This window comes from Paenibacillus sp. R-74696 (genome assembly GCF_055814915.1).
In genome coordinates, this window is record NZ_JBPULM010000045.1 from 95,028 (window position 1) to 120,216 (window position 25,189).

The 25,189-nt window shown below is 53.5% G+C and carries 19 protein-coding genes and 1 CRISPR repeat array; of the genes, 1 reads left to right on the forward strand and 18 read right to left on the reverse strand.

The features are described 5' to 3' along the window. Positions 1-17: 17 nt before the first annotated feature. The 12 genes from hrpB to ACSR9A_RS20660 form a co-directional block, all read right to left on the reverse strand. Positions 18-2,549, reverse strand: coding sequence for an ATP-dependent helicase HrpB (gene hrpB / locus ACSR9A_RS20605; RefSeq protein WP_473759260.1), 2,532 nt, complete (start codon positions 2,547-2,549; stop codon positions 18-20). 23 nt (positions 2,550-2,572) lie between these two features. After that, positions 2,573-3,397, reverse strand: coding sequence for a hypothetical protein (locus ACSR9A_RS20610; RefSeq protein ID WP_473759261.1), 825 nt, complete (start codon positions 3,395-3,397; stop codon positions 2,573-2,575). 66 nt (positions 3,398-3,463) lie between these two features. After that, positions 3,464-5,053: a cobyric acid synthase gene (locus ACSR9A_RS20615; RefSeq protein WP_473759262.1), complete on the reverse strand. Its 1,590-nt coding sequence runs from the start codon at positions 5,051-5,053 to the stop codon at positions 3,464-3,466. Then, complete coding sequence (locus ACSR9A_RS20620) at positions 5,046-6,158, reverse strand: pyridoxal phosphate-dependent aminotransferase (RefSeq protein WP_473759263.1); 1,113 nt, start codon at positions 6,156-6,158, stop codon at positions 5,046-5,048. The genes ACSR9A_RS20615 and ACSR9A_RS20620 overlap by 8 nt, the downstream gene beginning before the upstream one ends. Before the next feature lie 18 nt (positions 6,159-6,176). Continuing rightward, a complete protein-coding gene (gene cobS, locus ACSR9A_RS20625; RefSeq protein WP_473759264.1) occupies positions 6,177-6,986 on the reverse strand; it encodes an adenosylcobinamide-GDP ribazoletransferase in 810 nt (269 codons plus the stop codon). Further along, positions 6,968-7,948 (reverse strand): adenosylcobinamide-phosphate synthase CbiB, encoded by a 981-nt coding sequence (gene cbiB, locus ACSR9A_RS20630; RefSeq protein WP_473759265.1) that lies wholly within the window; start codon positions 7,946-7,948, stop codon positions 6,968-6,970. Before cbiB ends, cobS begins: the two co-directional genes overlap by 19 nt. Further along, positions 7,945-8,550: a bifunctional adenosylcobinamide kinase/adenosylcobinamide-phosphate guanylyltransferase gene (gene cobU, locus ACSR9A_RS20635; RefSeq protein ID WP_473759266.1), complete on the reverse strand. Its 606-nt coding sequence runs from the start codon at positions 8,548-8,550 to the stop codon at positions 7,945-7,947. The genes cbiB and cobU overlap by 4 nt, the downstream gene beginning before the upstream one ends. A gap of 11 nt (positions 8,551-8,561) precedes the next feature. Continuing rightward, positions 8,562-9,626: a nicotinate-nucleotide--dimethylbenzimidazole phosphoribosyltransferase gene (gene cobT / locus ACSR9A_RS20640; protein WP_473759267.1), complete on the reverse strand. Its 1,065-nt coding sequence runs from the start codon at positions 9,624-9,626 to the stop codon at positions 8,562-8,564. A gap of 4 nt (positions 9,627-9,630) precedes the next feature. Beyond that, complete coding sequence (locus ACSR9A_RS20645) at positions 9,631-10,431, reverse strand: heme ABC transporter ATP-binding protein (protein WP_473760194.1); 801 nt, start codon at positions 10,429-10,431, stop codon at positions 9,631-9,633. 8 nt (positions 10,432-10,439) lie between these two features. Next, positions 10,440-11,474 carry a FecCD family ABC transporter permease gene (locus ACSR9A_RS20650; RefSeq protein WP_473759268.1) on the reverse strand — a complete coding sequence of 345 codons (1,035 nt, stop codon included), beginning with the start codon at positions 11,472-11,474 and terminating at the stop codon, positions 10,440-10,442. A 3-nt stretch (positions 11,475-11,477) separates the two neighbouring features. Further along, the gene (locus ACSR9A_RS20655; protein ID WP_473759269.1) at positions 11,478-12,455 is read right to left on the reverse strand and encodes an ABC transporter substrate-binding protein; all 978 of its coding nucleotides are present in this window, start codon (positions 12,453-12,455) and stop codon (positions 11,478-11,480) included. A 193-nt stretch (positions 12,456-12,648) separates the two neighbouring features. Beyond that, complete coding sequence (locus ACSR9A_RS20660) at positions 12,649-14,919, reverse strand: heavy metal translocating P-type ATPase (protein ID WP_473759270.1); 2,271 nt, start codon at positions 14,917-14,919, stop codon at positions 12,649-12,651. Between the two features lie 467 nt (positions 14,920-15,386). Then, positions 15,387-16,016: a CRISPR direct-repeat array (repeat unit 32 nt; unit sequence GTCGCACTCTATGTGAGTGCGTGGATTGAAAC). 246 nt (positions 16,017-16,262) lie between these two features. On the opposite strand from ACSR9A_RS20660, the gene ACSR9A_RS20665 reads away from it, so the two are divergent. Next, positions 16,263-16,565 carry a BLB8/JUQZ-1 family protein gene (locus tag ACSR9A_RS20665; RefSeq protein ID WP_473759271.1) on the forward strand — a complete coding sequence of 101 codons (303 nt, stop codon included), beginning with the start codon at positions 16,263-16,265 and terminating at the stop codon, positions 16,563-16,565. A gap of 128 nt (positions 16,566-16,693) precedes the next feature. On the opposite strand, the gene ACSR9A_RS20670 is transcribed toward ACSR9A_RS20665, so the two are convergent. The 6 genes from ACSR9A_RS20670 to ACSR9A_RS20695 form a co-directional block, all read right to left on the reverse strand. Next, on the reverse strand, positions 16,694-17,530 hold the full coding sequence (locus tag ACSR9A_RS20670) for an Rpn family recombination-promoting nuclease/putative transposase (protein ID WP_473759272.1): 837 nt from the start codon (positions 17,528-17,530) through the stop codon (positions 16,694-16,696). A gap of 132 nt (positions 17,531-17,662) precedes the next feature. Further along, positions 17,663-17,971, reverse strand: coding sequence for a rhodanese-like domain-containing protein (locus ACSR9A_RS20675; protein WP_473759273.1), 309 nt, complete (start codon positions 17,969-17,971; stop codon positions 17,663-17,665). Positions 17,972-18,085: 114 nt separating this feature from the next. Then, positions 18,086-21,109 carry a VWA domain-containing protein gene (locus ACSR9A_RS20680; RefSeq protein ID WP_473760197.1) on the reverse strand — a complete coding sequence of 1,008 codons (3,024 nt, stop codon included), beginning with the start codon at positions 21,107-21,109 and terminating at the stop codon, positions 18,086-18,088. After that, on the reverse strand, positions 21,099-23,084 hold the full coding sequence (locus tag ACSR9A_RS20685) for a BatA domain-containing protein (protein ID WP_473759274.1): 1,986 nt from the start codon (positions 23,082-23,084) through the stop codon (positions 21,099-21,101). The genes ACSR9A_RS20680 and ACSR9A_RS20685 overlap by 11 nt, the downstream gene beginning before the upstream one ends. 60 nt (positions 23,085-23,144) lie before the next feature. Continuing rightward, on the reverse strand, positions 23,145-24,188 hold the full coding sequence (locus ACSR9A_RS20690) for a DUF58 domain-containing protein (RefSeq protein WP_473759275.1): 1,044 nt from the start codon (positions 24,186-24,188) through the stop codon (positions 23,145-23,147). After that, positions 24,185-25,174, reverse strand: coding sequence for an AAA family ATPase (locus ACSR9A_RS20695; protein WP_473759276.1), 990 nt, complete (start codon positions 25,172-25,174; stop codon positions 24,185-24,187). Before ACSR9A_RS20695 ends, ACSR9A_RS20690 begins: the two co-directional genes overlap by 4 nt. Positions 25,175-25,189 lie beyond the last annotated feature (15 nt).

A 25,189-nucleotide genomic window follows, 5' to 3' on the forward strand; every position in this document is an offset into this window, starting at 1 on the left:
GCTATGAATGCCGCAAGCTACTTGCGCGGCTTTACCCGATTCGTCGGCTGCGCCGCGTAAGGGTCGTCCGGCCAATAATGCTTCGGGTAACGTCCTTTTAAATCCTTTTTCACTTCAAAATAAGTATGGCTCCAAAAGCTGCCCAAATCGCGCGTCACCTGAACCGGGCGCTGCGAAGGCGAAAGCAGCTGGAGCGTTAGCGGCAGCTTGCCGCCTGCGAGCATTGGCGTGTCCTTCATGCCGAACAGCTCCTGAAGCCGCACAGCGATGAACGGCGCTTCCGGGTCATTGTAATCGACCGGAATGCGCGAGCCGCTTGGCACCGTGATATGCGTTGGAACCTGCTTGTCCAGCTCCTGCCGCTGCGTCCAGGTAAGCATGCCTTCGAGAAGCTGCTGCATACTGAGGCGCTGCAGATCGGATTTGCTCTTCATCCCTTGTATATGCGGCAGCAGCCACTGCGCGAGTGCTGAGGAGGACAACAGCCCTTCCTCAGATACATCCGGCCAGCTGCTGTCATAGTGTCTCATCAGCCGCATACGGGCAAGAAACTGGGCAGCTTGCTTAGATAACGGGAGCAAGGCCAGGCCCTCCTGCTGCACCCCCTGTGCCAGCGCCGCAGCGACGAGCTCTGCATCCGGCTTCGCCAGCGGCTTTTCCTGCAAAAGGAGCGCGCCAAGCCGGACGCGCTCACGCGCCCTTACCGCTTGGGCGGACGCGTCCCACTCCACGACGCGCTCCTGCCGGATTTGGTCGCGAGCTGCCGATGCCAGCTCGCCTTCCGTCAGTTCAGCCGCGAGCCGGATACGGCTCTCCATTCCGGCATCGTCGAGCTCCGCCGCAACGAGGTAGGCTGCGCGCGACAAGGGCTGGGCTTCCGGCAGCGCTGCACCGCGGCCGCTTGCGAGCAAATACCTGCCGTCGCTGCGCCGCTGCGCGATGCGATCGGGATATGCGAGCGCCAGCAGCGCGCCGCAGGACATCGCGGCGTCCTGCTGGCGCGCTCCGGCAGCCGCTGCTCCGTGCTGCGCGGCCAACGCTGCTTCGCCGGCTGCTGCGCTAGCCAGCAGCCGGCTCCATTGCTGCGCCTGCGAGCGTATACGCTGCACGGCGCTGCGATCCACGTCTGCACCGCTGCTGCCGCGGTGCAGGGCATCCAGCCGCAGCTGCACATCCGCGCTGCGCTGCTGCGGCAGCAGGTCGCGCTCGCTAAGCAGCGCGGCCAGCTCACAAGCGCGCTGCCCCGCGCCATACTGCTGCGCGCGGAGCAGCATATACCCGAGCCTCGGATGAAGCCCGAGCCTCGCCATTCGCCGGCCCGACTCCGTAGGCCTGCCTAATGAATCAACAGCCTGCAGCAGCTCAAGCAGCTGCAGCGCCTGCTGATACGCGCCGATCGGCGGCGGGTCAAGCCAGCCGAGCTCCTCCGGCTGCTGGATACCCCACACCGCAAGCTCCAGCGCGAGCGGCGCAAGATCGGCCTCCAGCATTTCCGGCTGGCTGAACGGCTGCAAATACATATGCTCCTGCTCCGTCCACAGCCGGTAGCAGACGCCAGGAGCAAGCCTTCCGGCGCGCCCCCGGCGCTGGTCGGCTGACGCTTGCGACACCAGAGCCGTATCCAGCCGCGTCATGCCCGTGCGCGGCGAAAACCGCGACACTCGCATCAGGCCTGCATCGACGACGATACGCACGCCTTCGACCGTCAGGCTGGATTCGGCAATTGCCGTTGCCAGCACAACTTTGCGCTCGCCAGCAGCGGACGGCTGAATCGCCTGATCCTGCGCTTCCAGCGGCATCGTGCCATAAAGCTCCGCCACCTTAACGCCCTTCATCCGCTCCTCTCTTGCCAGCAAAGAGGCAACGCGCCGAATTTCGCCAACGCCCGGCAGAAAGACGAGCATATTCCCTTCATTTGCCGAAAGCGCCTGCAAGATCGTGCTTACAACATTCGGCTCGATACGCCCTTCCACTTTCGCGGAGCGATAAATCGTCTGCACCGGAAATACTCTTCCGGCACTTTCGATAATCGGCGCTCCACCGAGCAGTTCTGCAACGGGGCCTGCTGCAAGCGTCGCCGACATCACAAGCAGCCTCAGATCGCTGCGCAGCAGCGCCTGCGACTGCAGGCTCAGCGCCAGCCCAAGATCACCATGCAAATGGCGCTCATGAAACTCGTCAAACACAATAACACCAACGTCCAGCAATGCCGGGTCTTCCTGAAGCATGCGGGTCAGTACGCCTTCCGTCACCACTTCAATGCGGGTCCGAGCGCTCACCTTCGTATCCAGACGAACGCGGTAGCCGACCGTGTCGCCTACCTGTTCTCCGAGCATCTCCGCCATATATTTGGCGGCAGAGCGGGCTGCAAGCCTTCGCGGCTCCAGCATAATAATTTTACGGCCGTCCAGCCAGGCCGCGTCCAGCAGGGCAAGCGGCACGCGCGTCGTCTTGCCGGCTCCTGGCTCGGCGACCAGCACGGCGCCGCTTCCAGCAGCCAGCACCTCAAGCAGCTCCGGCAAAACCGCATCAATCGGAAGTTGATTCATCTTTTTCTCCTCAATAAACCGTCTTATTTCATAATGCGCAGCATTTGCACGACGGGGCGGCTATCTCCTTGCAGCGTCGCCTCCGCACTACGCAGCTGCGAGGAGCCGTCGCCATCGAGAAAGATGCCGCCTGACAGCTTGTTGTCGCCAACCTTCTCGATAACTGCTTCGCGAAAAGCAGCCAAGCTCCCCTTCGTGCTGCTGACTACCAAATAAATATTGCCCCGCTGATCGTATACGGCAGCAGACCTTAAGCGCGCGTCGTCGGGAAAAGGAGCATTTTCCTGTTCCGCCTGCGCCAGCCAGCCCGCATCATTGCCGATACTCATGCTAATGCCGCCCTGCGCCCAAAAGCGTGTATGATCCTGAACTTTAAGCTCGGATGCCTTGCTCGCTATTTGTACGCTAAGCTGATCCTTAACGCCATCCCATACGAGCGTTCCGCGGGCATATTTGGCATTTTCGCTGCCGGAGCCATAGGCCCCCTGCTCTTCATTGACCGCAAGGCTGTTGACCACGGCAATGCTAAGCAGCGATTTTTCATAAAAAAATCCGCCATTAATGCCATAATACGGCGTTAACGCTACATTATTTTGCACCAATTGAGGCTTCACATTGGATGGCCGGGTTTTCAAAACATGCAGCATAAAGCCATTAGTCGCCTCCGCAGCTTCATAGCTGTAATTAACAGGCTGCTGGGTGCCGTCGCTTGCCGCTCCACCCTTATGCTGCATCGACTGAATCATTCCGTAAAGCAGCAGCGCGCAAAAGGCAAGAAACGCCAGCATAATGCCTGCGATGATCCAGCTTTTTTTCTTTCCCAAACGCTGCGCAGCTTGCTTCTCCATGACTTCACCCACTCCCTTTCCAGCTGTTTAATTAATCATTTCATACCATTAGGCCCGATTCTTAAGCTAAGCACCAAGCTCTCCGCCCGCACCAAGCAGCTTATAAACGAGCGGCATATTCAAATGCTTGCGCGTATGTGCTGCAAGCCGGTCAAAAGCCTCCTCACGGCTTTCACGGAAACGCAGCTCTGCCGCAAGCGGCTCCCAGCCGCGCTCCTCACGAATATTATTCAGCCACGCCCGGCGCAAATCATCATTATGTAAAATGCCATGTATAAATGTGCCCCAAAGCCGGCCATCCGCCGAGCATGCCCCTTCACCTTCATAGGCAAGCTCGCCCTCTTGCAGCGATGCTGCACCAGTCTGCTGGCTTCGAATGGCAAAGGGCTGAAGAAGCTCTCCATGCTGGATCATTTCCCCCATATGAATTTCATAGCCTTCAACGGGAAGCTTGTCTGCCAGCCAACCTGAGGCAGCATGGGCAGTCCCCTCTATACGAACCGTCTTCTTCTCCCCTGCAAATTTTACGTTAAAAGGAAAAAAGCCAAAGCCCGGTGTTTCCTTATGCTCGGACTCCACACCTGCCGGATCAAGCAGCATATCCCCAAGCATTTCATAGCCTCCGCATATGCCGACGAGATGTCCGCCCTTCTTAGCGAACGCGCTTACCTGCTGGGCTAGTCCCGTTTCGCGAAGCCATAGCAAATCCTCGACCGTATTTTTGCTGCCTGGCAAAATAACAGCATCAGGATTGCCCCATTGCTCAGGCCTGTCTACAAAACGCAGCATGACATCCGCTTCAAAGTAAAGCGGATCAGCATCGGTAAAATTAGATATACGAGGCAGACGCAGCACGACAATATCCAGCGTATCAGGCCGACCCTTCACCTGCTCTTCGAGCTTCCGGTCCAGCGACAGCGAATCCTCATCCTCCAGCGCAAGTCCCGGCAAGAACGGCAATACGCCAAGCACTGGCTTGCCCGTCCGCTCCTCCAGCCAATCGACTCCGGGCTGCAGCAGTCCTATATCGCCGCGAAATTTATTGATAACGAACCCGCATACGCGCTCGCGCTCATGCGGTTCAAGCAGCTCAAGCGTACCGACAATTGAAGCAAACACACCGCCCCGGTCAATATCCGCCACAAGAATGACGGGTGCATCTGCCCAAGCAGCCATGCGCATATTGACAATGTCGCGATCTTTCAGGTTAATTTCCGCTGGGCTGCCTGCACCTTCCAGCACGACAATATCATTGCTGCTGCGCAGACGGGCGAGTGCTTCCCGCACAATAACGCCAGCCTGCGGCAAATAGCTCTCCCGATATTCGCGCGCGCTGAAATCTCGCAGCGGCTTGCCATGAACGACAACCTGTGAAGACATCTCCTTCGTCGGCTTCAGCAAAATCGGGTTCATATCCGTCGTTGCCAGCACGCCGCAAGCATCTGCCTGCATGCCTTGTGCCCTTCCAATTTCCTTGCCATCCCAGGTGACATAGGAATTAAGCGACATATTTTGTGATTTGAAGGGAACGACTGTATAACCATCCTGCCTAAAAATCCGGCACAAAGCGGCTGTCACCAAGCTTTTCCCAACATCAGAAGCGGTGCCCTGCACCATTATCGTCAGCCCAGCCTTGTTTTTTGACTGATTACTCATGCTTATCCCTACTATCTTCTTTAAAATCATCCAGACATTCTGTCAGTGCTTCCAGCAGCTTTTCATTATCACTGCGCAGCTTAATCGCAAAGCGGCAATAATGGTCATCAAGCCCGACAAAGTGGGAGGCATCGCGAATAAGCACCCCGCGGCGGCCCATTTCCAGCTGCAAAGCAGCTGCCGTTAAATTAGGCAGCGACGGCAGCCTTACAAGCACATAATTGGTTTGACTAGGCGTGACGAAAAAACCAAGCTCCTCCAGCTTCGAAATGAGCCAAGGCCGTTCTTCGTCCAGCCATTTCAGCGTCTTCTCCGCATATTCCGCATCCTCCAATACGCCCTCTCCAATGAGCTGCGCAAGCGAGTTGACGCTCCACGGAACCTGCAGCAGTCGCAGCGCTGCAATCCGCTCTGGCGTACTGACCATATACCCAAGCCGAATGCCTGGAATCGCATAAAATTTCGTCATGGAACGAATGACATACAGCCTGTCATTGCTGGCAGCCTCCTTCACCAGCGAATAATCCGCTTCTTCAGGCACAAAATCCATGAAGGCTTCATCTACGACCACCTTAGCGCCACTGGCTAGAAGCTTTCTGATCAGCTCCGGCTGGACTAGCCGACCCGTCGGATTATTCGGTGAGCCCAGCATATAGAAAGGCTCCTCCATCTCGGTCGTCGTGCTTTGAATGGCCTCTTCGGTCAGCTCAAAGCCATTTTCCGGCTTTAGCATAATAGGGGCAATGCCGCTGCTAATTTTATGAACGGCGTCGCCATATTCGCTAAAACAAGGAAAAGCAAGGCTCGTAATGATAGGATTTACAGCACGAACAGTCAGGTCGATCAGCTCTGCCGCACCATTTCCGATTAAAATGCACTGTTCGTCAATGCCGTGCAGCTTCGCAAGCTTTGCCCGCAGCCCGCGTACCGCAGGATCAGGATACTTGCCAATCTGCTGGGCATACGAAAGCAGCGCCTGATGTACCAAGGGGGGCGGGCCTAACGGATTCATATTGGAGCTGAAGTCGACAAATTGATCAGCTGGCCGTCCGAAATTTTCCTCTGCCGTTCGCAGGTCACCGCCATGTCCGTATCTTTCAAGCATGGTGAGTATTCCCCTCTTCTAGTGAGTTATCAATAATAGCAGTGCAAACAACAATATAGCTTCAATCGCTTCATTCATGGCACCGTAAGTGTCTCCAGTCAAGCCGCCAAGCTTGCGGGCGAGCCAGAAAGACATTAGCGTCCCTGTCACCATCGTCACAGCAGCAGCACCTGCCACTGTGAATACGGATGTGCTGAGAGGCAATCCGAATGCCAGACCGATGCCACAGGCTAGCAGGAAGGTAAGCACAAACCCCGTCCATACATGCCGCAGTGAGGCCGCTTGGAATAATGCGCCGATCCCCTCTCCCTCACGGGCACTCGGCCAGATGACAATCGCCGCCGCCATCCACCAGCGGCTCCACACCGGAATAATGACCAGCATCTGAAGCACATAAACAGACTCTGTATGACTAAGCAGCTCATATAACACTGTAAATTTGAACAACAGCAGCAAAACGGCGGCAATGACACCCATAGCGCCTACTCGGCTATCCTTCATAATTTCCAGCATGCGCTCCCGCGAGCGATGGCTCAGCACGCCGTCTGCCGTGTCCATCCAGCCATCCATATGTAAAGCGCCACTAAGCGCAAGCCATAGTGCAAGCAGCAAGACAGCTCCCGGCCCAACGGGCAGCCAGCTTTGAACAGCAGCAAAGCTTAATGTGACGATACCGCCAATCATGCCTCCAGCAATCGAAAAATAAACAGCGCTGCGCGCTAACACCTGCGGCTCAAACGGAACGGTGACAGGCACCGGAATTCTAGTCAAAAATTGAATAGCGGCGACCAGCGCCTGAGCATGCAGCTTTAATGAACGAACAGCCATAATGCCAGCACCCCAACTACAAGTAATAGACTGACCAGATACAATAATCTAGTCGTGAAAATAATATCCTGCGCCGTCAATGGGCGCATAGGCTCTCCCATTCTCGCACGTTCGCTAGGCGCGCCAAAATAATAATTGAGTCCGCCTAGCTCAATACCGAGCGCCCCGGCAACAGCCGATTCAGGAATGCCGCTGTTTGGGCTCGGATGCCGATGGGCGAATTTTCTTATCGCAGCGACCGAGCGCCTGGCAGACATGCCCGGCAGCAGCCAAGCCGACAACGCGAGCAGAGCTCCCGTCAACCGGGCGGGTATATAATTAAGCACATCATCGGTTCGTGCCGAGCACGAGCCGAAATCAATATACTTATCATTGCGGTAACCGACCATTGAGTCAAGCGTATTTGCCGCCCGATACAGCATAGCAAGCGGTGCTCCTCCTATTAAAGCGAAAAAGATAGGTGATACAAGCGCATCGACTGTATTTTCAGCCACCGTCTCCACAGCAGCACGGGCAGCTTCTGATTCATCCAGCTTGTCCGTATCGCGTCCGACAATGTAGCCGACATATTTGCGCGCTTCCTGAAGGTTTCCAGCTATTAACGGAGTATAGACGAGCATCGCTGCCTGTTTTAATCCTTTGACCGCGATAGTCGTCGATATAAACCAAATGGTCACCGCATAGCCGAGCCAAGGATGGATAAGCGAAGCGACCGCGACGACTCCCCACATGACGACATATGAAATGGCTAACGTAATGAGCATTAGCAAGGTGCCCTTTAGTCTCAGGAGCTTGGAGGATTCGGCCTTATCGCTCCTGCGCAGCTTGTGCTCCAGCCAAGCAATGAGCCTGCCGATCCAAATGACGGGATGTGTCGGCCATTTTGGATCGCCAACGATCCAATCGACCAGAATAGCTGCGGCGGTCAGCCACAGCATGTCCGGCAAGGAATAGAAGATCATAACTGCTCCCAGCGGAAAGCCGCTGCCTTGAGCTCAATCGGAATGCCAGCTGTTACAAGAAATACTTTATCGCAAACCGCGGCCACCCGCTGATTCAGCCTCCCTGCCTCATCGCGAAATTTTCGGCCCATTGGATAGGCAGGCACAATACCCGCCCCTACCTCATTTGTAACGATTACGAGCGGATAAGGATAAGCGGCAATAGCGGCAATGAGTGCTTCCGTCTGGTGTTGCAGCTGCTCGTCTGCTTCTGTGCCGGGTTGTCCTGCCTGCTCCTCTGCTGCCATCAAAGCATTTGTCAACCAGAGAGTCAGACAATCTACAAGCACAACTGGCGGCTGTTCTCCAGCTGATGCCATAGCTGCGGCTGCCCGTGCCTGCTTCGCCAGCAATTCGGCCAGCTCAAGCGGCTCCTCCACCGTTTCCCATTCAAAATCTCCTGTGCTGCGACTTTGCTGATGCCTATTTACGCGCTCAGCCATTTCTTCATCCCAAATACGGCTTGTTGCCATATAAATACCCTTTTTGCCAAGCCTCATCGCGAGCTGCTCGGCGAATAAGCTTTTGCCGCTGCGCGTACCGCCTGTTACTAACATTGCCATTTCAGCCTCACCTACGCTTTCGATACCCCTGCACTTTCAAAAGTAGCCATTTCCTGCATGAGCTTTAATGCCGCATCGATAAAATGGAAGCATAATACCGCACCTGTGCCTTCTCCGAGCCGCATATCCATATGAATCATCGGGCTTAAGCCCACGGCTTTCAGCAGCTTCGCATGACCCTGCTCATAGGAAAGATGGGACGCAATCATGCATGGCTTCGTTTTATCGGAAATACGCGAAGCTACTAAGGCTGCTACCGAGGAAATATAGCCGTCAATAACGACCGGACAGCTATTGGCCGCCGCTCCAATAATAACGCCTACCAGCCCAGCGATTTCTAAACCACCCAGCTTCATCAGCACGTCAAAAGGATCGAGCGTGTCTGGTGCATTAACCGCGATAGCCCGTTTAACAACCTCGACTTTATTTTTCCAAGCCTCATCATTAATACCTGTTCCTCTGCCAACGGTTTCTTCGGGCGCAAGCCCTGTCAGTGCCGTCGTAATCGCTGCGCTTGCCGTCGTATTGCCGATGCCCATTTCTCCTATGGCAAAGGCGCGATAGCCTTTTTTGTAAAGCTCATCCACAACTTCTATCCCTGTCAAAATAGCTCTAATGGACTGCTCTTTCGTCATCGCAGCGCCTTTGGCCATATTGGCGGTTCCATACATGACCTTGCGGCTTAAAAGATTCGGATGCTCAAGCTCCGCGTTCACGCCAATATCAACGCAATACACGTCAGCTCCCGCCTGCCGGGCGAGTACATTGACGGCTGCGCCGCCATTCAAGAAATTAAGCACCATTTGAGGGGTTACCGCTTGTGGAAAGGCGCTGACCCCTTCCTCGCACACGCCGTGATCGCCAGCCATAATAATGACCGCTTTGCGCTCCATATCCGGCCAGCGCTCCCCCGAAATTCCGGCAAGCTGGCAGGCCACATCTTCAAGCTTGCCCAAGCTGCCCGGCGGCTTCGTTAATTGGTCCGAATGGCGTCTTGCCGCCTCCGCTTCCTGTTCATTAAATGCCGGGATTCTCCCAATTGCGTTCGCCAGCAGCATGCATAATTCTTCTTTCATCCCTTCATTCCAGCTCCCCATTGTTTATTCTCACATTGGGCGCGAGCAAAATTTGCGGCGCCCCTGTTAACGGATGATTCATAATCGAAGCCTCAGCGCCGTATACATCGCGAATCAGCTCCGTCGTATAAATATGCTGCGGTTTGCCCAATGCTGCGATGCTGCCCTTATGCAGCACCAGCACTTCATCGCAATATAAAGCGGCTAAATTTAAATCATGCAGCACGGTTACAACGGTAATGCCTTGCTCACGCTGCCAGCTCTTTACCGTATCGAGCAATTGAATTTGGTAGCCGATATCCAAATAGGTCGTAGGCTCATCCAGCAAGATGACTTCCGCTTGCTGCACCATCACCTTGGCTAACGCGACGCGCTGCCGTTCGCCGCCGCTTAGCTCAGCCATTTTGCGCTGCTCCAGCTTTTCAAGCCCCATTGCTGAGATTGCCTGATTAATGATTGGCGCAGAATCGCTTGCTTCATTACCGAACCAATTTTGATAAGGAAACCGGCCTATTTCAATTACTTCACGCACCGTAAAGCCTACTGGCGGAAGCACACCCTGCTGAAGCACAGCAAGCTTGCGTGCTGCCTCCTTGCGTGAATAGGCGGCAATGCTGCGCCCCTCCAGAAAAATATCACCCTGCGAAGGAGGCAATACGCCGGAAAGCAGCTTCAGCAAGGTGGATTTCCCAACGCCATTGGGGCCGATAATGCCATATGTATACCCTTTTTGAAAGGAAAAGGTTACGTCATTCAGCACTTTTCGCCCGCGTATCGTCGTACCAAGCTGGCGTGCTTCAAGCATAACAGCCATTATGCCCCTCCTTCCAGCCGTTTGCGCCGATGCAGTAAATAAGCGAAAAATGGCGCACCAATCAGCGCAGTTACTACGCCTAGCGGAATTTCCTTCGGACTTAGCGCCATGCGGGCAAGTGTATCGGCCCAGAGCACAAATATGCCGCCGCCAAATGCGGACAGTGGAATGAGCAGGCGGTAATCCGGCCCAACGATCAGGCGAATCACATGCGGGACGACGAGGCCGACGAAGCCAATCACACCAGCCACCGATACGGCAGCAGCCGTGAGCAGCGTCGAGCAAGCCAGCACAATCAGCTTTGTTCGCTCTACGCGAATGCCTAAATGTGCCGCCTGCCCCTCGCCAAGCAGAAAAACATTCAAATGCTGCGCATAGGCAATCAGCACAATAAGCCCAATAATAAGAAAAGGAATAAGCATGTAGACGTTCGCCCAGCTTTTCATCGCCAGCGAGCCCATTAGCCAAAACAAAATCTGGTTTACTACGCTATTGGAAAGCGAGACCATAAAGGATACGAAAGCTCCGAGAAAGGCCTGGATAATAACGCCGGATAATATAAGCGTTTCCAACTGCAGTCCGGCCGAGCTTCGCGCTAGCCAGAAAACGACCAATAGCGTCGCAATTCCCGTTATGAAAGCGACGATCGGAATCGTCCAAATGCCTACTGCCGCCTGATAGCCGAATAAAATCAATGCCGCAGCACCGACTGAGCTGCCAGAAGCAACCCCGAGCGTATAAGGATCGGCCAGCGGATTGCGCAGCACACCTTGAAACCCGCTGCCCGCCAGTGCCAGACAAGCGCCTACAAGCACCGCCAGCAGCACCCGTGACAGCCTCACCTGAGTAACAATAGCAATTTCACCTTCACTCCAGCTAACCGGCTGATCTCTAAGCCATGGCAGCTGATGCAGCAAAATGCCCCACACATCAGTAAAGGAAATACCTGCGGAGCCAATCGACAAGCTTGCGATAATAGAAACAGCAAGAAGGAGCACTGCTGCTCCTCCGTAGCCTAACCATTGATGTCTCATCCGCTATTTAACGAGGTCTGGATGAACAGCCTTCGCAATTTCCAGCAAGCCATCGGCAAGCCGCGGGCCTACACGAACGAGCGGATCTTCCGAAACCGCGATAACCTGCTTATTTTTCACCGCGTCAATGACGTTCCAGCCTGCCCGGCTGTCCAACGCTGTAACGATGGGGTTCGGTTTCACCTTCATATCCGGGTAGATGATGATTTCCGGATTTTGCTTCACGATCTCTTCGGCGCTGACTTCGTACCAGCCTTCCTTCGAGCCCGCTACATTGGTGCCTCCCGCCATCGTCAGCAGCTCATCCAAAAAAGTACCTGATCCTGCCGTATAGCCAGGGCTAAACTCCAAATATACCTTTTTCGCAGGCGCATCCTTCACCGCATTCATGACCTGATTCATCACATCACGCATATGTTCAGCAACCGTTTCGGCATCCTTCACATGGTTCAAAATTTGGCCGACCGTCTCAATATGGGCAATGGTTTCGCCATATGTTTTCGAATCGGAGGCAAATACCGGAATATTCAGTTCGCGCAGCTTGGCAATCGCATCTCCATTCATGCTGGAGGATGCAAGCACGAGGTCCGGATTCAGCTTCACGACAGCCTCAATATTGGTCGTCATATCGCCAATTTTCTCAATGTCATTCGCTTCTTCTGGATAGTTGCTGTACTGATCCACGCCGACTACCTGCTTGCCCGCTCCTACAGCAAACACAACTTCTGTCTCGCTTGGCACAAGCGTTACAATTTTTTCAGGCGCTTGCTCAAAGGTTAGCTTGGTATCCGTTGCGTCGGTTACGGTGAGCGGATATGCGGCGCCTGTCTCTGCAGACGGAGCAGCGGATGGTGCGATAGATGGTGCAGCAGATTCCTTGCTATTATTCACCGCACCGCCGCAAGCGGCAAGCAGCGTCAGCATAGCAATCAGCCAAATGGCAAGGCTTGTTTTCAGCATGGTATTCATTTTAACTTTCATTACTCGTATACACTCCTCTAAAATGGTTTGTTCTCTCCAAGCGGAAGGCTCTTTCAGGCTAATCAGGCATAAAAAAAGCATTCGCGGCAGCTGTGCCGAAAATGCGGTATCCCTGCTTGGCGCTGGCCCTCATCATTATGTAGGTTAGACGTAGTAACTATACCATCGTTTTTCCGTATTTGTCCACCTTGGACTAGGCAGGGAGCTGCTTGTGCCGCCGCAAAATATAGCTCAGCCGCATCGCATTTCCGACTACCGACACGGAGCTAAGCGCCATCGCTGCCCCTGCCATCCATGGCTCAAGCAGACCGAACGCGGCGAACGGCACGATGCTGCTGTTATATAGGAAAGCAAGCAGCAAGTTCTGCTTAATATTGCGCACCGTGAGCCGGCTTATGCCAAGTGCATCAACAATCGCAGTCATGCGCGGCTGAAGCAGCGTTAAATGTCCGGCAGCGAGCGCCGCTTCCGTACCATTGCCCATCGCAATGCCCACGTCGGCAGCAGCAAGCGCCGGTGCATCATTCCAGCCGTCTCCAGCCATGCCGACCCGTTTGCCCGAACGTTTCAGCTGCTCTACCAGCTCCAGCTTCTGCTCAGGCAGCAATCCGGCGAACACTTGCGTAATGCCTGCTTGGCGGGCGGCATTTTGAGCAGGAATTTGGTGGTCGCCTGTTGCGAGCATCACCTGCAGTCCATATCGTTGGAGCTGCTGAACGGCAGCGAAAGAATGAGGTTTAACCCGATCCGCAAGTGAAATACACCCAATGAGCAGACCATCTGCTGCCACATATAAGAGCGTTTCTCCTCTTTTTTCCCGTTCGGTGCAAAAATTAGCTACAGCTGCTGCGACCTCCGCATTCGCTTTCCACTGCTCGGCTTTCGCAAAGGTTGCATTTCCGACGGCTATGCTCCTTCCCTCAACTACTGCTTGAACGCCTTTGCCGGGAAAATAAACCATATTAAGCGCGCTTGGCGGCGTCAATCCTACTCGCCCTGCTTCACGTCCTATCGCTTGCCCTAGCGGATGAGCGGAACCCGCTTCCGCGGCTGCAGCCAAACGAAGCACGGCCGAGCGCGTCTGAGTCGGCGCAGCCCATACGGCGCTAACTTGCGGGGTACCTTCGGTGAGCGTTCCGGTTTTGTCTAGCAGCAGCGTATTAAGCCGTGCAAGCCGCTCCAGCGCCCCGGCCTGTTTGAGCACAATGCCCAGCTTTGCTAGGCGGCCAGAAGCGATAACCAGTGAAATAGGCGCGGCAAGCCCCAGTGCACAAGGACAGGCAGCGAGCATAACAGCGACCCCACAGCGGAAAGCTTGATGCCAATTGCCAGGTTCCAGCAGCACCAGCCAAAGCATAAAGGTGAAAGCCGAAAGGGCAAGCATCGCCGGAACGAACCACGCGGCCACCCGGTCCACCTGCTGCTGAATCGCAGATTTGGAGCGCTGCGCCTGACGAAGCAGCTCGCTAATGCGGCTGAGCAACGTCGCATGTCCCGCAGCCGTTGTACGGATGCGTTGCATTGCTCCCACATTCGTTGTTCCTGCCCAAATTCGATCTCCCGCTCGTTTAATCACCGGCAAGCTTTCTCCAGTCAGCAGCGATTCATCCATTTCGGTTTCCCCGCTCGTTAAAACGCCGTCAACCGGGACCGTCTCACCCGGTGCAATGCGCACAATCTCGCCTTCCCGTATGAAAGCGGTCTGTACACTGACCCACTGGCCTGACCGTTCTACAGTTGCGGATTGCACCTGCAATTGGCTGTACCCGCCCGCCTCATCCTGCGCCCGCGATGCAGCTGTCATCTCCAAATATTTGCCGAGCAGCACCGCGCTAATAACGACAGCAGAGGTTTCAAAATAAAGCGGCAGCGTATGCCCGGCGGCAAGCGTTTCTCCAGTCGGAAGGCGTGAGAAAACAATATAATGGCTGTATAAATAGGCAGCAGACGTTCCTGCTGCGACTAGCACGTCCATATTCGCTGCTCGCGAACGCAGCGCATGGTAGGCGCCGATATAAAAAGGCAGCCCAATGACGAATTGAACTATCGTAGCTAGTGCGAGCTGAAGCCATGGATGCAGCAGCCAAGCCGGAATGGAAAGCCCGCTTAGCAGCGGGAGATGCTGGGTCATTCCAGCAAGCAGCGGCAGCGTAAGCAACAGCGAGATCATCAGCCGGAGGCCGAGGGCGCTGCGCTCCTGCTTCCATTGTTCTTTGCTGTGCTCAGCTGCCGATGCTTGAAAACCGATATGTCCGATTTTCGCCATAACCTCTTCAGACCGTATCCGCCCAGGCACAAACTGCACCCAAGCCGATCTTGCCGGATAGCTGACGGCGACCGACTGTACGCCTTCCATTTTGCCCACAGCTTTCTCGATCCGTGCCGCGCATGCTGTACAGCTCATGCCGCCCACTGCATATTGCGTCGTCACGCTATTCTCACTCTCATTATGCCGCTGTTCCAATGGCACACCCGCCCTTTCGCCCTTCTTTTACAACCGCCGCCGCAATATAGTAGATCAATTCAAAATGATCTTAATGATTTATAATCTTACTATCATCATATGTTCGGCATGGGGCCAACATGTGTACAGGCTGAGTGTGTCAATATAGATCAAGCATAAACAAGTGTGAGCAGATGTTGCCGTCCTTTGAAGGCAGCTCTTATTTCGAGTAGAGGTAGAACTTGTTTAAAAACGTTTTACATATGCATTTTATTTCGATAAGCCTAACACTTCACGGTCGTTTTTTGGTGCGAATGTGAAGCTCACATAAAAACCCTAGGTCACTCGCACCTCATATTTTGTCGAATTATGCCGAAAAAGTGCTGTTTCGATAAAAGTCAATACCTCGGTTGATTTTTCTTTCATTGATTTTGTTGAAAAAATACAGCATTAATGCGATTATGGAATAAATTATGTACTTTTCCGCTGTCGCACTCTATGTGAGTGCGTGGATTGAAACTTATGTGCTCAGAGCGCCTATAACAGCCGAGGACCGTCGCACTCTATGTGAGTGCGTGGATTGAAACAATATGAGCCGCTTTTAATCTCTCGATCTCAAACGTCGCACTCTATGTGAGTGCGTGGATTGAAACATTGTCGCGAAGCGGTACGGATTAGTAGCAGAGACGTCGCACTCTATGTGAGTGCGTGGATTGAAACTTCTCATCGCCGGACAGCGTACCAAGGATGGCTTGTCGCACTCTATGTGAGTGCGTGGATTGAAACTACTTTGAACCGTTTAATATCCCAATCTTCTACCCGTCGCACTCTATGTGAGTGCGTGGATTGAAACCATTTTATTAATGTTAACAGAAGGGAATCGCTCGGTCGCACTCTGTGTGAGTGCGTGGATTGAAACTATAATGCGTCAACGGTTGACCGTCGTATTAAAGTCGCACTCTGTGTGAGTGCGTGGATTGAAACCTCCGAACGACCTCCGAATTACCAAAAGCGTCATAAGTCGCACTCTGTGTGAGTGCGTGGATTGAAACATCGCGATCATCTCCCTTTTTTGTTGCTACATCTGTCGCACTCTAAGTGAGTTCGATGATTGAAAAATATTGGCTTGAGTCGAACTCGCCAATCAAGCTTTGTTGCGCTATTTGTGGGCATGTGTTTACAGGCGCCTAATATAGCCTCTTTAAACACAGTCGCACTCAACTAAACAGAAACAAACGTGCTCGTAATTAATAGTCTTAGTTCGACAATATACACCTCTATGCAAGCAGAAAATCATAATGTATGATTAATTTTAATTTACTTATTATTACCATTTAAGTAAATTAATCAAAAGGGAGGTTCAAATGAAAAAATCCATTCAGAAAATCTTTCTCGCCACAACCTTAGCACTCGCATCCTTTACAAGCTTCGCATTATTAGCTCCAACAACGGTTTCCGCAGCTGGAACAACCTTTACAACTTTGAAAAAAGGAAATTCTACGTTACTCATTGGTGCAAATAACTATGTTGTTGCATCAGGAACATCTGTTGTTTCAGTATCATCTTCTGGATGGCTAACCGCATTAAATACTGGGAGCGCAACAGTCCGTGGCTACAGTACCAGCGGAGTCCTTCTTTGGACTTGGTATGTTACGGTAACCTCATAAATTTATCTCTCAGACCGTCATAAAAGGCGGTCTGTACTTTTTATACAGTCAATTGACGATTTTTTTTGTAAAAACAACTCCTTAAAGACAAAACGAGCCGACCGCCATGGGTCCGCTCGTCTCTATTTTTAACTACTCGACTTTAAATCATTGATCTCTTTCTCAGTTAGACCGGATGCTTCAATGATGACGGATAGCTCAACTCCAAGAGTAAGAAGCTTTCTGGCAATTTCCTTTTTCGCCTCCGCCTTTCCTCTTGAGTTAGCTGCTTCATACATCGACGCCTCATCATGCAGATACTTCTGACGGTCTTCATATTGTCTTCGCGCTTCTAAATCCTGACTCAAAAATTCCAGCGTATCCATGGCCTTTCTTAGTACCGGTTCATTCATCGTTAACACCTCCCATTTAGATTGATCTGCACCTTTCAGGAATAACAGCCAGTTCACAAGTCCGCCTTCCTCAATGGAAATGGCTTGTTCGTCTAGCTTCGGCAGCTCTAGAAAGTGAATTTCAATATCGTCAATTAGCGAAATTCCGGTTCGATCCTCCCGCAGATGAAATACGTTATGGTACAAATCATTCGGCAGCAAGGCGTAGTTCAAAATATTAATAGTCACACACCGTTTCAGTTGGCTATAAGGCTGCCCTTCCTGCAATTGCCCAGAGTATTGCTTACTCCAATAGAAAAGCGTTCTTTTCTCCGTATCATATTTATTAAAAAGCTGCATTTCAACATTAATAATTTCACCTTCAGTTGTCCTGGCTCGAATGTCCAGAATGGATTGCTTGTCGCGCGGAGAGTCCTTATCTGTATAAGGGTTGAGCAAAATAATCTCTGTCAATGGAGGCCTGCCAGCCTCATCAAATGTTCGATTTAAAAAGGTTAGTAGGACATCGCGATTCTCTTCACTCCCAAAAATGCGTTTGAACAAAAAATCATTTCTTGGATTTAGCAGATTCATGAAGGATCAGCTCCGTTTAATTTTTATTATATCATGATCAATGCCTTTTTTCCGAATCGGAAAAAGTGAAAAGCAGCCTTGCAATCCGCCAACATCCGGTTGCAAAGCTGCTTTTGATTTTAACGCTTTATGCTACGCTCCAGTAACGATGGCTCCCGGCCATGCGAGCATGCCGCCCATCATATTGGTCACGGAGTAGCCCTGTGGCGCGAGGAAGTCGCATACTTTGCCACTGCGTCCGCCGCTGCGGCATACGAAAATTATATTTTCATCCTTAGGCAGCTCATCCAAACGCTCCTGAATTTCAGACAATGGCAAATGCGCTGCTTCGGCAATATGTCCCTCCTCCCACTCATCAAGCTCACGAACATCGATTAAATGAAACTTTTCCTTATTATTCAGACGCGCTTCAACTTGCTCCGGCGTGATTTCGTTATACATCGTTACGTCAGCTCCTTAGAAAAAATCGTTTATGTGCATTGTAACTTTCGACGCCGCCGTTGTCCATTCCTCTAAACAATGCCAATATTTTAGCCCCGCATCCGTTCAAAAATGCTACCGCTTGCCGCGCTTCTTGGCAGCAAGCAGACGATTGACCGTTGCCTGACCATCAGCCTGCTTTGTCTCTGGGTTCGAAGGAGGGGCCGACGGCTGGCTGCTGCCGCCTGAAGCGTTAGCCTGTGAGTCTAGCATTTCTCGCTGCTGCTTACCCGCCTGGCCTCGACCATCTGGCTTCGGAGCCTGTGCTCGAGACGGACGACTAGTCGTTTGCGACATATTGGCCGAAGCTCCCTGAACGCCATTAATCTCTCCACTCGCTCCCTTCACCTGACCAGATGCTGGCGAGGTTGGAGTTGGAGTCACGTCACTTGTATCCGCTCGCTCACCATAAAAGCCAGCGGTGCGGCTTTTCCGCTGCTGCAGCCTGCTCATCGCACCTGACGGAGCGGCGGCTGGCTCATTCCTCTGCAAACGTCCACCTACGAGCCCGAGTCTCGCCAAAAGCATCCGCCCGATTCGCTGCCATGGAAGCGACAGCCTGCGCAGTAAAATGTCGACCAGCCAAAGCGCCAAAATCAATAAGAGCAGCTCACGCGTCCAATCATAAGGCTGCCTGGACTCTACTGGATTGAAGCGGTAAGCCTCCTGCGGCGCGTCCAGCGACAGCAAGCGTCCGCCTGTAGCGTCAGCAAGCTGCTGCAGCGCTGCTGCTCCATTTTCACCCGTCAATCGATACTCGGGCGAATAGGGGATGACAAAACCCGTCGTCGTGCCGCTGCCCGTATTGGGCGCTTCCGCTCCGCCCGCTGCAGCGCTCTGTTCATTCACTTGCATTAAATACACGCCCGGCTTCGATATCGGAAGGCTTGCCGCATATTCGCCTGGAGCTGCTGGAAGCGGCGAAAGCGTCGTGCTTTCGCCTGCTTCATCCGTGACTACAGCCGACAGCTTAGCAGCTGTATCACTGCCCTCGGTGCGCAAGCGCAGCATAGCCTCTCGACCATCAAGCGCAGCTGTTGCGGAATAAGGCGTGCTCTCAAACTGGGGAAACGTCCACTTAATCCACTCGGCAAGCACATTCGGCAATGCGGCCCACTGCACCCAGTCTCGTGACCATTTCCCAGTCAAGTCACTCGTCCAGGCTACCGTTCGTCCTGAACCGTACGCCCAGCGCGCCAAAATCGGATCACCTTGCGGCGACAGCAGCGCGACCTCTGCCGTTTCCTTCGCTGTCGTTGCGATGTACGCCTGCAAGCTCGGCACGCCATTTTGCCACATCGACGACCAGCTTCCGGCTTGCCCGACGAGCGGCGGAGCATTTTGCTCCACAATATAGGTTCGCGACATTAGCACCGTCTCACGGCTGAAAATAGCCGGAAGCGTGCTTTCATCATTTGTAAAATAAAACCGTCCCTTTGCCTGCTTCGCAAGCTGCTCCAGCATCACCTGATCCGCACCGTCGCCGACTGCAACTGTAGACATCGTCATTTTATTGTCCACCATGCCCTGTGTCAGCGCAGCATAACCCGGGTTGGAAGCCGATTGCCCATCGGTGAGCAAAATAATATGCTTGCGCTGTGCATCCATTTCCAGCAGCTTGTTATAAGCGGTATCGAGCGCCGGAAAAATTTCCGTGCCCCCATCGGCCTGAATGCCCTGGATTTTATCCAAAACCTCCTCGCGATCCGTCAGCTTGGTCGGTTCCACGATCCACCAAGGCGTCGAGTCGAAGGCGACTACGCCTACTGAATCCTCTGGGCGCATCAGCTCGATCGTCCGCATTGCCGCTTCTTTCGCCAGCTCCAGCTTGCCGCCGACCATACTGCCGGAACGGTCAATTACCAAAATCAAGCCGAGCGAGGGCAGTTGGCGCTTGCCCTTCAAATCCATATAGACCGGCAGCGCCTTCTCTATAGGCGTTTGGAAATAGCCACCCAAGCCAAAGCTGTTGTCGCCACCCAGCATGACTAGGCCAATGCCATAATCGCTGACCGCCTTGCCAAGCCACTCCATCGGTTTAGCCGCAATGCGGGTTGCTGAAACATTGTTTAAAATAATGCTGTCATAGGCGGCATATGAAGCCAGCTGTACAGACAGCCGCTCAGGCGGTATCGTCTCGTAACGAATGAGCGAAGCTTTCAAAGCTGCCTCCACATTGCCTGATGAGCCCGGCACACCTTCGACAATGAGCACAGCGGGCGGGCCGCTGACTCTGCTGAACGCATAAGCAGTATTGTTCTGCTCACGTTCATCCCCTTCGGCATACAGCTCAGCCCGAAAACGGTGAAAGCCCGGTTCCAGCGCAGCGCTTTGCAGCGCAAAACGATTTTCGCCCGGCTCCAGCACAATTTCGCTTGTTGACAGCTCGCGGTTGTCTTCATAGAGCCTCAGCTTGGCCGTACCTGATGATGTGCTGTTAATCGTAAATTCAAACGTAAATTTCTCGCCTTGACGCAGCGTTTGCGGAACGTCCATCGCTTCGAGCGAGGCGTCCACCCGCTGCGGGGCAGCTACCGGAACGACATCCACCTCAATGCCTGCATGCCCCAGCAGCTCCGCTTGGCGCAGCATGCTTCCGGCGTTTTCTGCGCCATCGGAGAGCAGCACGATTTTGCCGCCTCCGGCTTCATGCAGCATGCCTGACGCAAGACGCAGCGCCTGAGACAGATCCGTGAAGTTTTCATTCACGCCTGATCGAAACGTATATCGTTCCGCACTCGGAAGCTGATCAGGCGAAAGCACTTTATCGATGGCGGCATCTAGTCCGATGGACACAATTCCGCTCTGGTCGGCTTCGTCTTTCGCAGCCGAGGCTTTGGCAATCCACTCTCCTAGAGCGGCATCGGCATTGACGGATGCGGAACGATCTGCTACAAAAATAACGTTTCGCTGCTCGATACGCAAATATGGCTGCACACATGCAGCAATCGCAATGACCAGCAGCAGAATAAATGCACGCAGCGTTATGGCTATCTTTTTACGAGTGCCTTGCAGCCGCAGCGTACCTCGAATCATCCACCAAACCGCCACTGCCCACGGAATGAGAAGAAGGAGCGCCCAAGGCGAATTAGCCTGCATTCCCACGCCTATACACCTCCCATTCCACCAGCATCAGCATAAGCAGTGCAAGCGCGAGCCATACGGCAAAAGCGTTTGCAGCATTTGCCGTCTCCACACTTCCCGCAGCCCCCCCCGCTTCAGCCTGCTTTTCACTTGTCTCAGTTGAACCAGCGGCAAGCGGCTTGATTTCGGAATTTGCGGACATCGATGCGCTTTCGGAGGGAGCCGCTGTTACAGCAAGCATCCTCTTACCGATCGTTTCCGCTTCTGCATCTTGCTCGATTAAACGGTACAAACCCGGAACCGCCGGGGCGACAGCTGGCTCTTGCGCTGCAAGTGCGGCAGCCAGCTTGCTGTCGGGCAGTGATTTTTCGCTATAACCGCCTAGAGCTTCGATCATTTCCCACTTGGCACTAACTGTCTCATTTAAAAAAGCAAGCTGGAGCGTACTTCCGGCATCCGCCGTCCCAAGCTGTGCCTGACTCCCTCCGCTCATCCAATCCGCAGCCTGCACGATTAACACGGGAAACTCCGGCCGCAGCGGCAAATCGCTGCTTTGCATGTCAAAGGTAAAGCGCAGCTGCGGCCTTCCTTGCACCGAGCCAGCATAAATGGCTGGCAAGCCGCCATATGTAACAATCGCTTCTCCCCAAGTCCCAGCATCCTTCGCCTTCACCATCCGTCCGATATGGGTATCTTCAAATGAAAGATAGGCGGTAACGGGATGCTCGGACAGCGCCACCCTGCTATTCGCAGGCGAAGCTGTCTCTTCCTCGGTCGCTTCCGGATGGTCGATATACCAGACAGGCTTGGAGGAAAACAGCTCCTGCCAGCTTTTGTCCGTTCGAAGCTTTGCTGTGTCGCCATCCATAATGACCCAGTCGATATCCTTAACATGTTCATTGGAAGGAACATACTGCGATGGATCAACCTTTATCGTTTTTACGCCGGCAAGCTGGAGCGCTTTTTCCAAAAACAAGTTGCCTGATGTAGCCAAAAGCACCTGCTGCGCTTTAGACACGATCGGAAACTGGTAGGCGATATTGTCAGCGGCATAATCATCAGTCGCTCCGCTGATTTTGGCGGTGTAATAGCTCGCTTCTTCCGGCAGACCGTTAATATCTACGCTCGTCCAGCCCCCAGCCTCAAGCTTGACCGACCTCTTCACCGCAGGCTCCGCTTCCTTGTCCGCATATACGGCAAGCTCAAGATGCTTAGACGCAAGGCTGTCATTTCGCAGGGTCACTATGCCTGCACGTTTGCCGTCTTCCCCAACTGCTGCATGAATGCCAAAATACAAAATAGCGCTATTATTGCTGCCAGCTTGCGGGGCAGAAAGCTTGAATTGCTCAAGCTTCGCATGAAGGGTCAGCAGGTTAACGGAGTCTGCGTCCTGCCACCTGCCATCGGTTAACAGCAATATCTGACCGCCTTGTTCATTCGCAAGCAGCGAGTCCGCTAGTGATAAAGCTGCTACGTTGTCCTGTGTACCAAAATCTGGCGTAATGGTTTTCAACTGCTGCAGCACGAGCTCATGGTCCGTTTCCTTGGACAAAATAATGCGGGGCTGCTCGCCCGTTACAAGCAAAGTGATAAGCTCCCCTTTCGGCTGCTCGCTCAGCCACAGCTCCGCCTGCTGTACAGCGGCGGCCAGCATGCTGCCTTGCGAGCTTCCGCCAGGCATAGCCGCTGTCATGCTTGCCGAGCGGTCAAATACGATGACGGTATGACTGCCGCTGCGGCTATCTGTCGTGAGATACGGCTGCATGAGCGCCAGCACTAGAATAGCAGCTGCGAGAAGCTGCAAAAGCATAAGCGGCCGTGTACGAAGCTTTTGCCACGGACGATTCGCCTCCTGCTCTCGCAGCATGCGATTCCACAGCATATGACTCGCAATTTCGGTATCCATATACGTGCGCTTGAATAAATACATTAAAACAATAGCTGGAAGCGCCAAGCCGAATAATGCAGATAGCGGCGATAGCAGCTGCATTTTCCCTCCTCCTTTCACCTGAGTTCTAAGTTGCTCCTCATTATTAGTTCCAGTTCAATCTTAACTATGGCTGTGCAGCACACCAGCGCGAAGCAGCGTATGCTGAATCGTTTGTTCCATTGGCTTGCTCGTATCAATAAAAATATAAAGGGCTCCGCGCTCGGCGCAAAGCTTCTTGAGCTCATTACAGTATTCGTTCACCGTATCACGATATTGTTCCAGCAAACGACTGCCTAAAGCAACCTCTTTGCCCGTTCCGAGTTCACTGTCAAGCAAATTCAGCTCGCCTGTCAAAGACGGATTTAGCTCTTCAGGGCTCAATAAATGGAGAAAAACAACCTGCTGCCGAGCAGCAAGCAGGCTGAGCAGCGTATTCTCAATGCCCGCTTCATACATCGCATCGGATACAATCCAAGTAACGCCCGTACGATGCGGAAGCTGTCCAGCCTGCGCAGTAGCTTCCCGCATGGACAAAGCTGCCGCCTGCTGCTGCATAGCTGCTGTCCCTTCACCCATCGCAGAAGACTTAAGCCCATCGTCTGGGTGAAAAGACTGCTGCTCCGCTGCCTGCTCTAGTGCCGCTGCCAAAAAATGAAACAATCGCGCAGCGGAACCCCTTCCGCGCAGCGCTGGAAGCTCTGCCGGAGCTGAGCCGCCAAACAGCTTGACCGCAATGCGGTCCTCGCCTGACAGTGCAGCGTATCCGCCGCAAGCTGCAAGCTGCAAGGCGCAGCGCAGCTTATTGGCCTGTTCGCCGCCAAAATTCATCGAAGGGGATATATCAACGTACACATGCAATGTAAGCTCCTGCTCATCCCAATATTGCCGCATATATGCTCTGCCCGTTCGCCCATACACATTCCAATCCAAACGGCGAATGTCGTCGCCGGGCGCATAAGGGCGATAGTCTGCAAATTCCTGCGAGCCGCCGAGCGTGCTGGAGCGGCGCTTGCCAGCCATCGTGCCCTTTACTCGGCTGCCCGCAGCCACTTTCATGCGCTCTAATCGATTCAGCAAGGACGTATCGGGGAATAGCTTGGCTAAAGCGCCGCTGAACGCTGAATCCCGGGCTCCGCTCCCAGAACCGCTGCCTTGCCCATTCATCTTGTCAGCTCCAATGCGTTTAAGATGGATTCGGTCATCTGATCCGTCGTTATGCCTGCTGCCTGTGCCTCATAACCGAGCACGACCCGATGTCGAAGCGCTGGCACAGCTACCTCGCGAATATCACTCCACGATACATGCAGCTTGCCGCTGCAAAGCGCCCTTACCTTGCTGACCGCCACAATCGCTTGCAGCGCCCGCGGTCCAGCGCCAAATCTGACATAACGCTTCACATCGTCAGGGGCATCTGCCTCTGCAGGATGCGTCATCATCACTAGCCGAACCGCCATGTCCAGCACATCGTCTGCAACCAGAATATGCTTGGCATACACTTGGAGCTCGGTCAGCTCATCCCCAGTCATCTTGACCTCAGCGCGGCGCTGAGCTACTGCCGTTGTCCGCAGCACAATTTCTTTGAGCTCCTCGCGCGTCGGATAGCTGACGCCGATTTTGAGCAGAAAACGGTCAAGCTGCGCTTCCGGCAGCGGGTATGTCCCCTCCTGCTCGATTGGATTTTGCGTCGCCAATACAAAAAAAGGACGCGGCAGCTGGCGAGTTTCTCCGCCAGCTGTCACCGTGCCTTCCTGCATCGCTTCAAGCAGTGCGCTTTGTGTTTTGGGCGTAGCACGGTTAATTTCATCGGCCAGCACTAGATTACCGAAGATCGGTCCAGGCTGAAAGCTGCGTCCCGCCGCGCCCTGCTCGGTAAAATCAATCAGCGTCGTTCCCGTAATATCTGCGGGCATCAGATCGGGCGTAAATTGAATCCTTGAATATTGCAAGGAAATCGTATCCGCAACCGTGCGGACAAGCATCGTTTTCCCGAGACCGGGGATGCCTTCCAGCAGCGCATGTCCGCCTGCGAGCAAGCACCATAATAGCTGCTCAACTACCGTTTTTTGCCCTACAATGACGCTTCCAATTTCCTCTTTCAGAGCAGCTATACGCTCAGCCGCCTGTGTAATCTGTTCCTTGGATTCAATCATTTGTCCACCACGCTC

Bases quoted from the DNA above. Each gene is read 5' to 3' on its own strand.
- hrpB (WP_473759260.1), bottom strand. From the start codon at position 2,549: ATGAATCAACTTCCGATTGATGCGGTTTTGCCGGAGCTGCTTGAGGTG.
- ACSR9A_RS20610 (WP_473759261.1), bottom strand. From the start codon at position 3,397: ATGGAGAAGCAAGCTGCGCAGCGTTTGGGAAAGAAAAAAAGCTGGATC.
- ACSR9A_RS20615 (WP_473759262.1), bottom strand. From the start codon at position 5,053: ATGAGTAATCAGTCAAAAAACAAGGCTGGGCTGACGATAATGGTGCAG.
- ACSR9A_RS20620 (WP_473759263.1), bottom strand. From the start codon at position 6,158: ATGCTTGAAAGATACGGACATGGCGGTGACCTGCGAACGGCAGAGGAA.
- cobS (WP_473759264.1), bottom strand. From the start codon at position 6,986: ATGGCTGTTCGTTCATTAAAGCTGCATGCTCAGGCGCTGGTCGCCGCT.
- cbiB (WP_473759265.1), bottom strand. From the start codon at position 7,948: ATGATCTTCTATTCCTTGCCGGACATGCTGTGGCTGACCGCCGCAGCT.
- cobU (WP_473759266.1), bottom strand. From the start codon at position 8,550: ATGGCAATGTTAGTAACAGGCGGTACGCGCAGCGGCAAAAGCTTATTC.
- cobT (WP_473759267.1), bottom strand. From the start codon at position 9,626: ATGAAAGAAGAATTATGCATGCTGCTGGCGAACGCAATTGGGAGAATC.
- ACSR9A_RS20645 (WP_473760194.1), bottom strand. From the start codon at position 10,431: ATGCTTGAAGCACGCCAGCTTGGTACGACGATACGCGGGCGAAAAGTG.
- ACSR9A_RS20650 (WP_473759268.1), bottom strand. From the start codon at position 11,474: ATGAGACATCAATGGTTAGGCTACGGAGGAGCAGCAGTGCTCCTTCTT.
- ACSR9A_RS20655 (WP_473759269.1), bottom strand. From the start codon at position 12,455: ATGAAAGTTAAAATGAATACCATGCTGAAAACAAGCCTTGCCATTTGG.
- ACSR9A_RS20665 (WP_473759271.1), top strand. From the start codon at position 16,263: ATGAAAAAATCCATTCAGAAAATCTTTCTCGCCACAACCTTAGCACTC.
- ACSR9A_RS20670 (WP_473759272.1), bottom strand. From the start codon at position 17,530: ATGAATCTGCTAAATCCAAGAAATGATTTTTTGTTCAAACGCATTTTT.
- ACSR9A_RS20675 (WP_473759273.1), bottom strand. From the start codon at position 17,971: ATGTATAACGAAATCACGCCGGAGCAAGTTGAAGCGCGTCTGAATAAT.
- ACSR9A_RS20680 (WP_473760197.1), bottom strand. From the start codon at position 21,109: ATGCAGGCTAATTCGCCTTGGGCGCTCCTTCTTCTCATTCCGTGGGCA.
- ACSR9A_RS20685 (WP_473759274.1), bottom strand. From the start codon at position 23,084: ATGCAGCTGCTATCGCCGCTATCTGCATTATTCGGCTTGGCGCTTCCA.
- ACSR9A_RS20690 (WP_473759275.1), bottom strand. From the start codon at position 24,188: ATGAATGGGCAAGGCAGCGGTTCTGGGAGCGGAGCCCGGGATTCAGCG.
- ACSR9A_RS20695 (WP_473759276.1), bottom strand. From the start codon at position 25,174: ATGATTGAATCCAAGGAACAGATTACACAGGCGGCTGAGCGTATAGCT.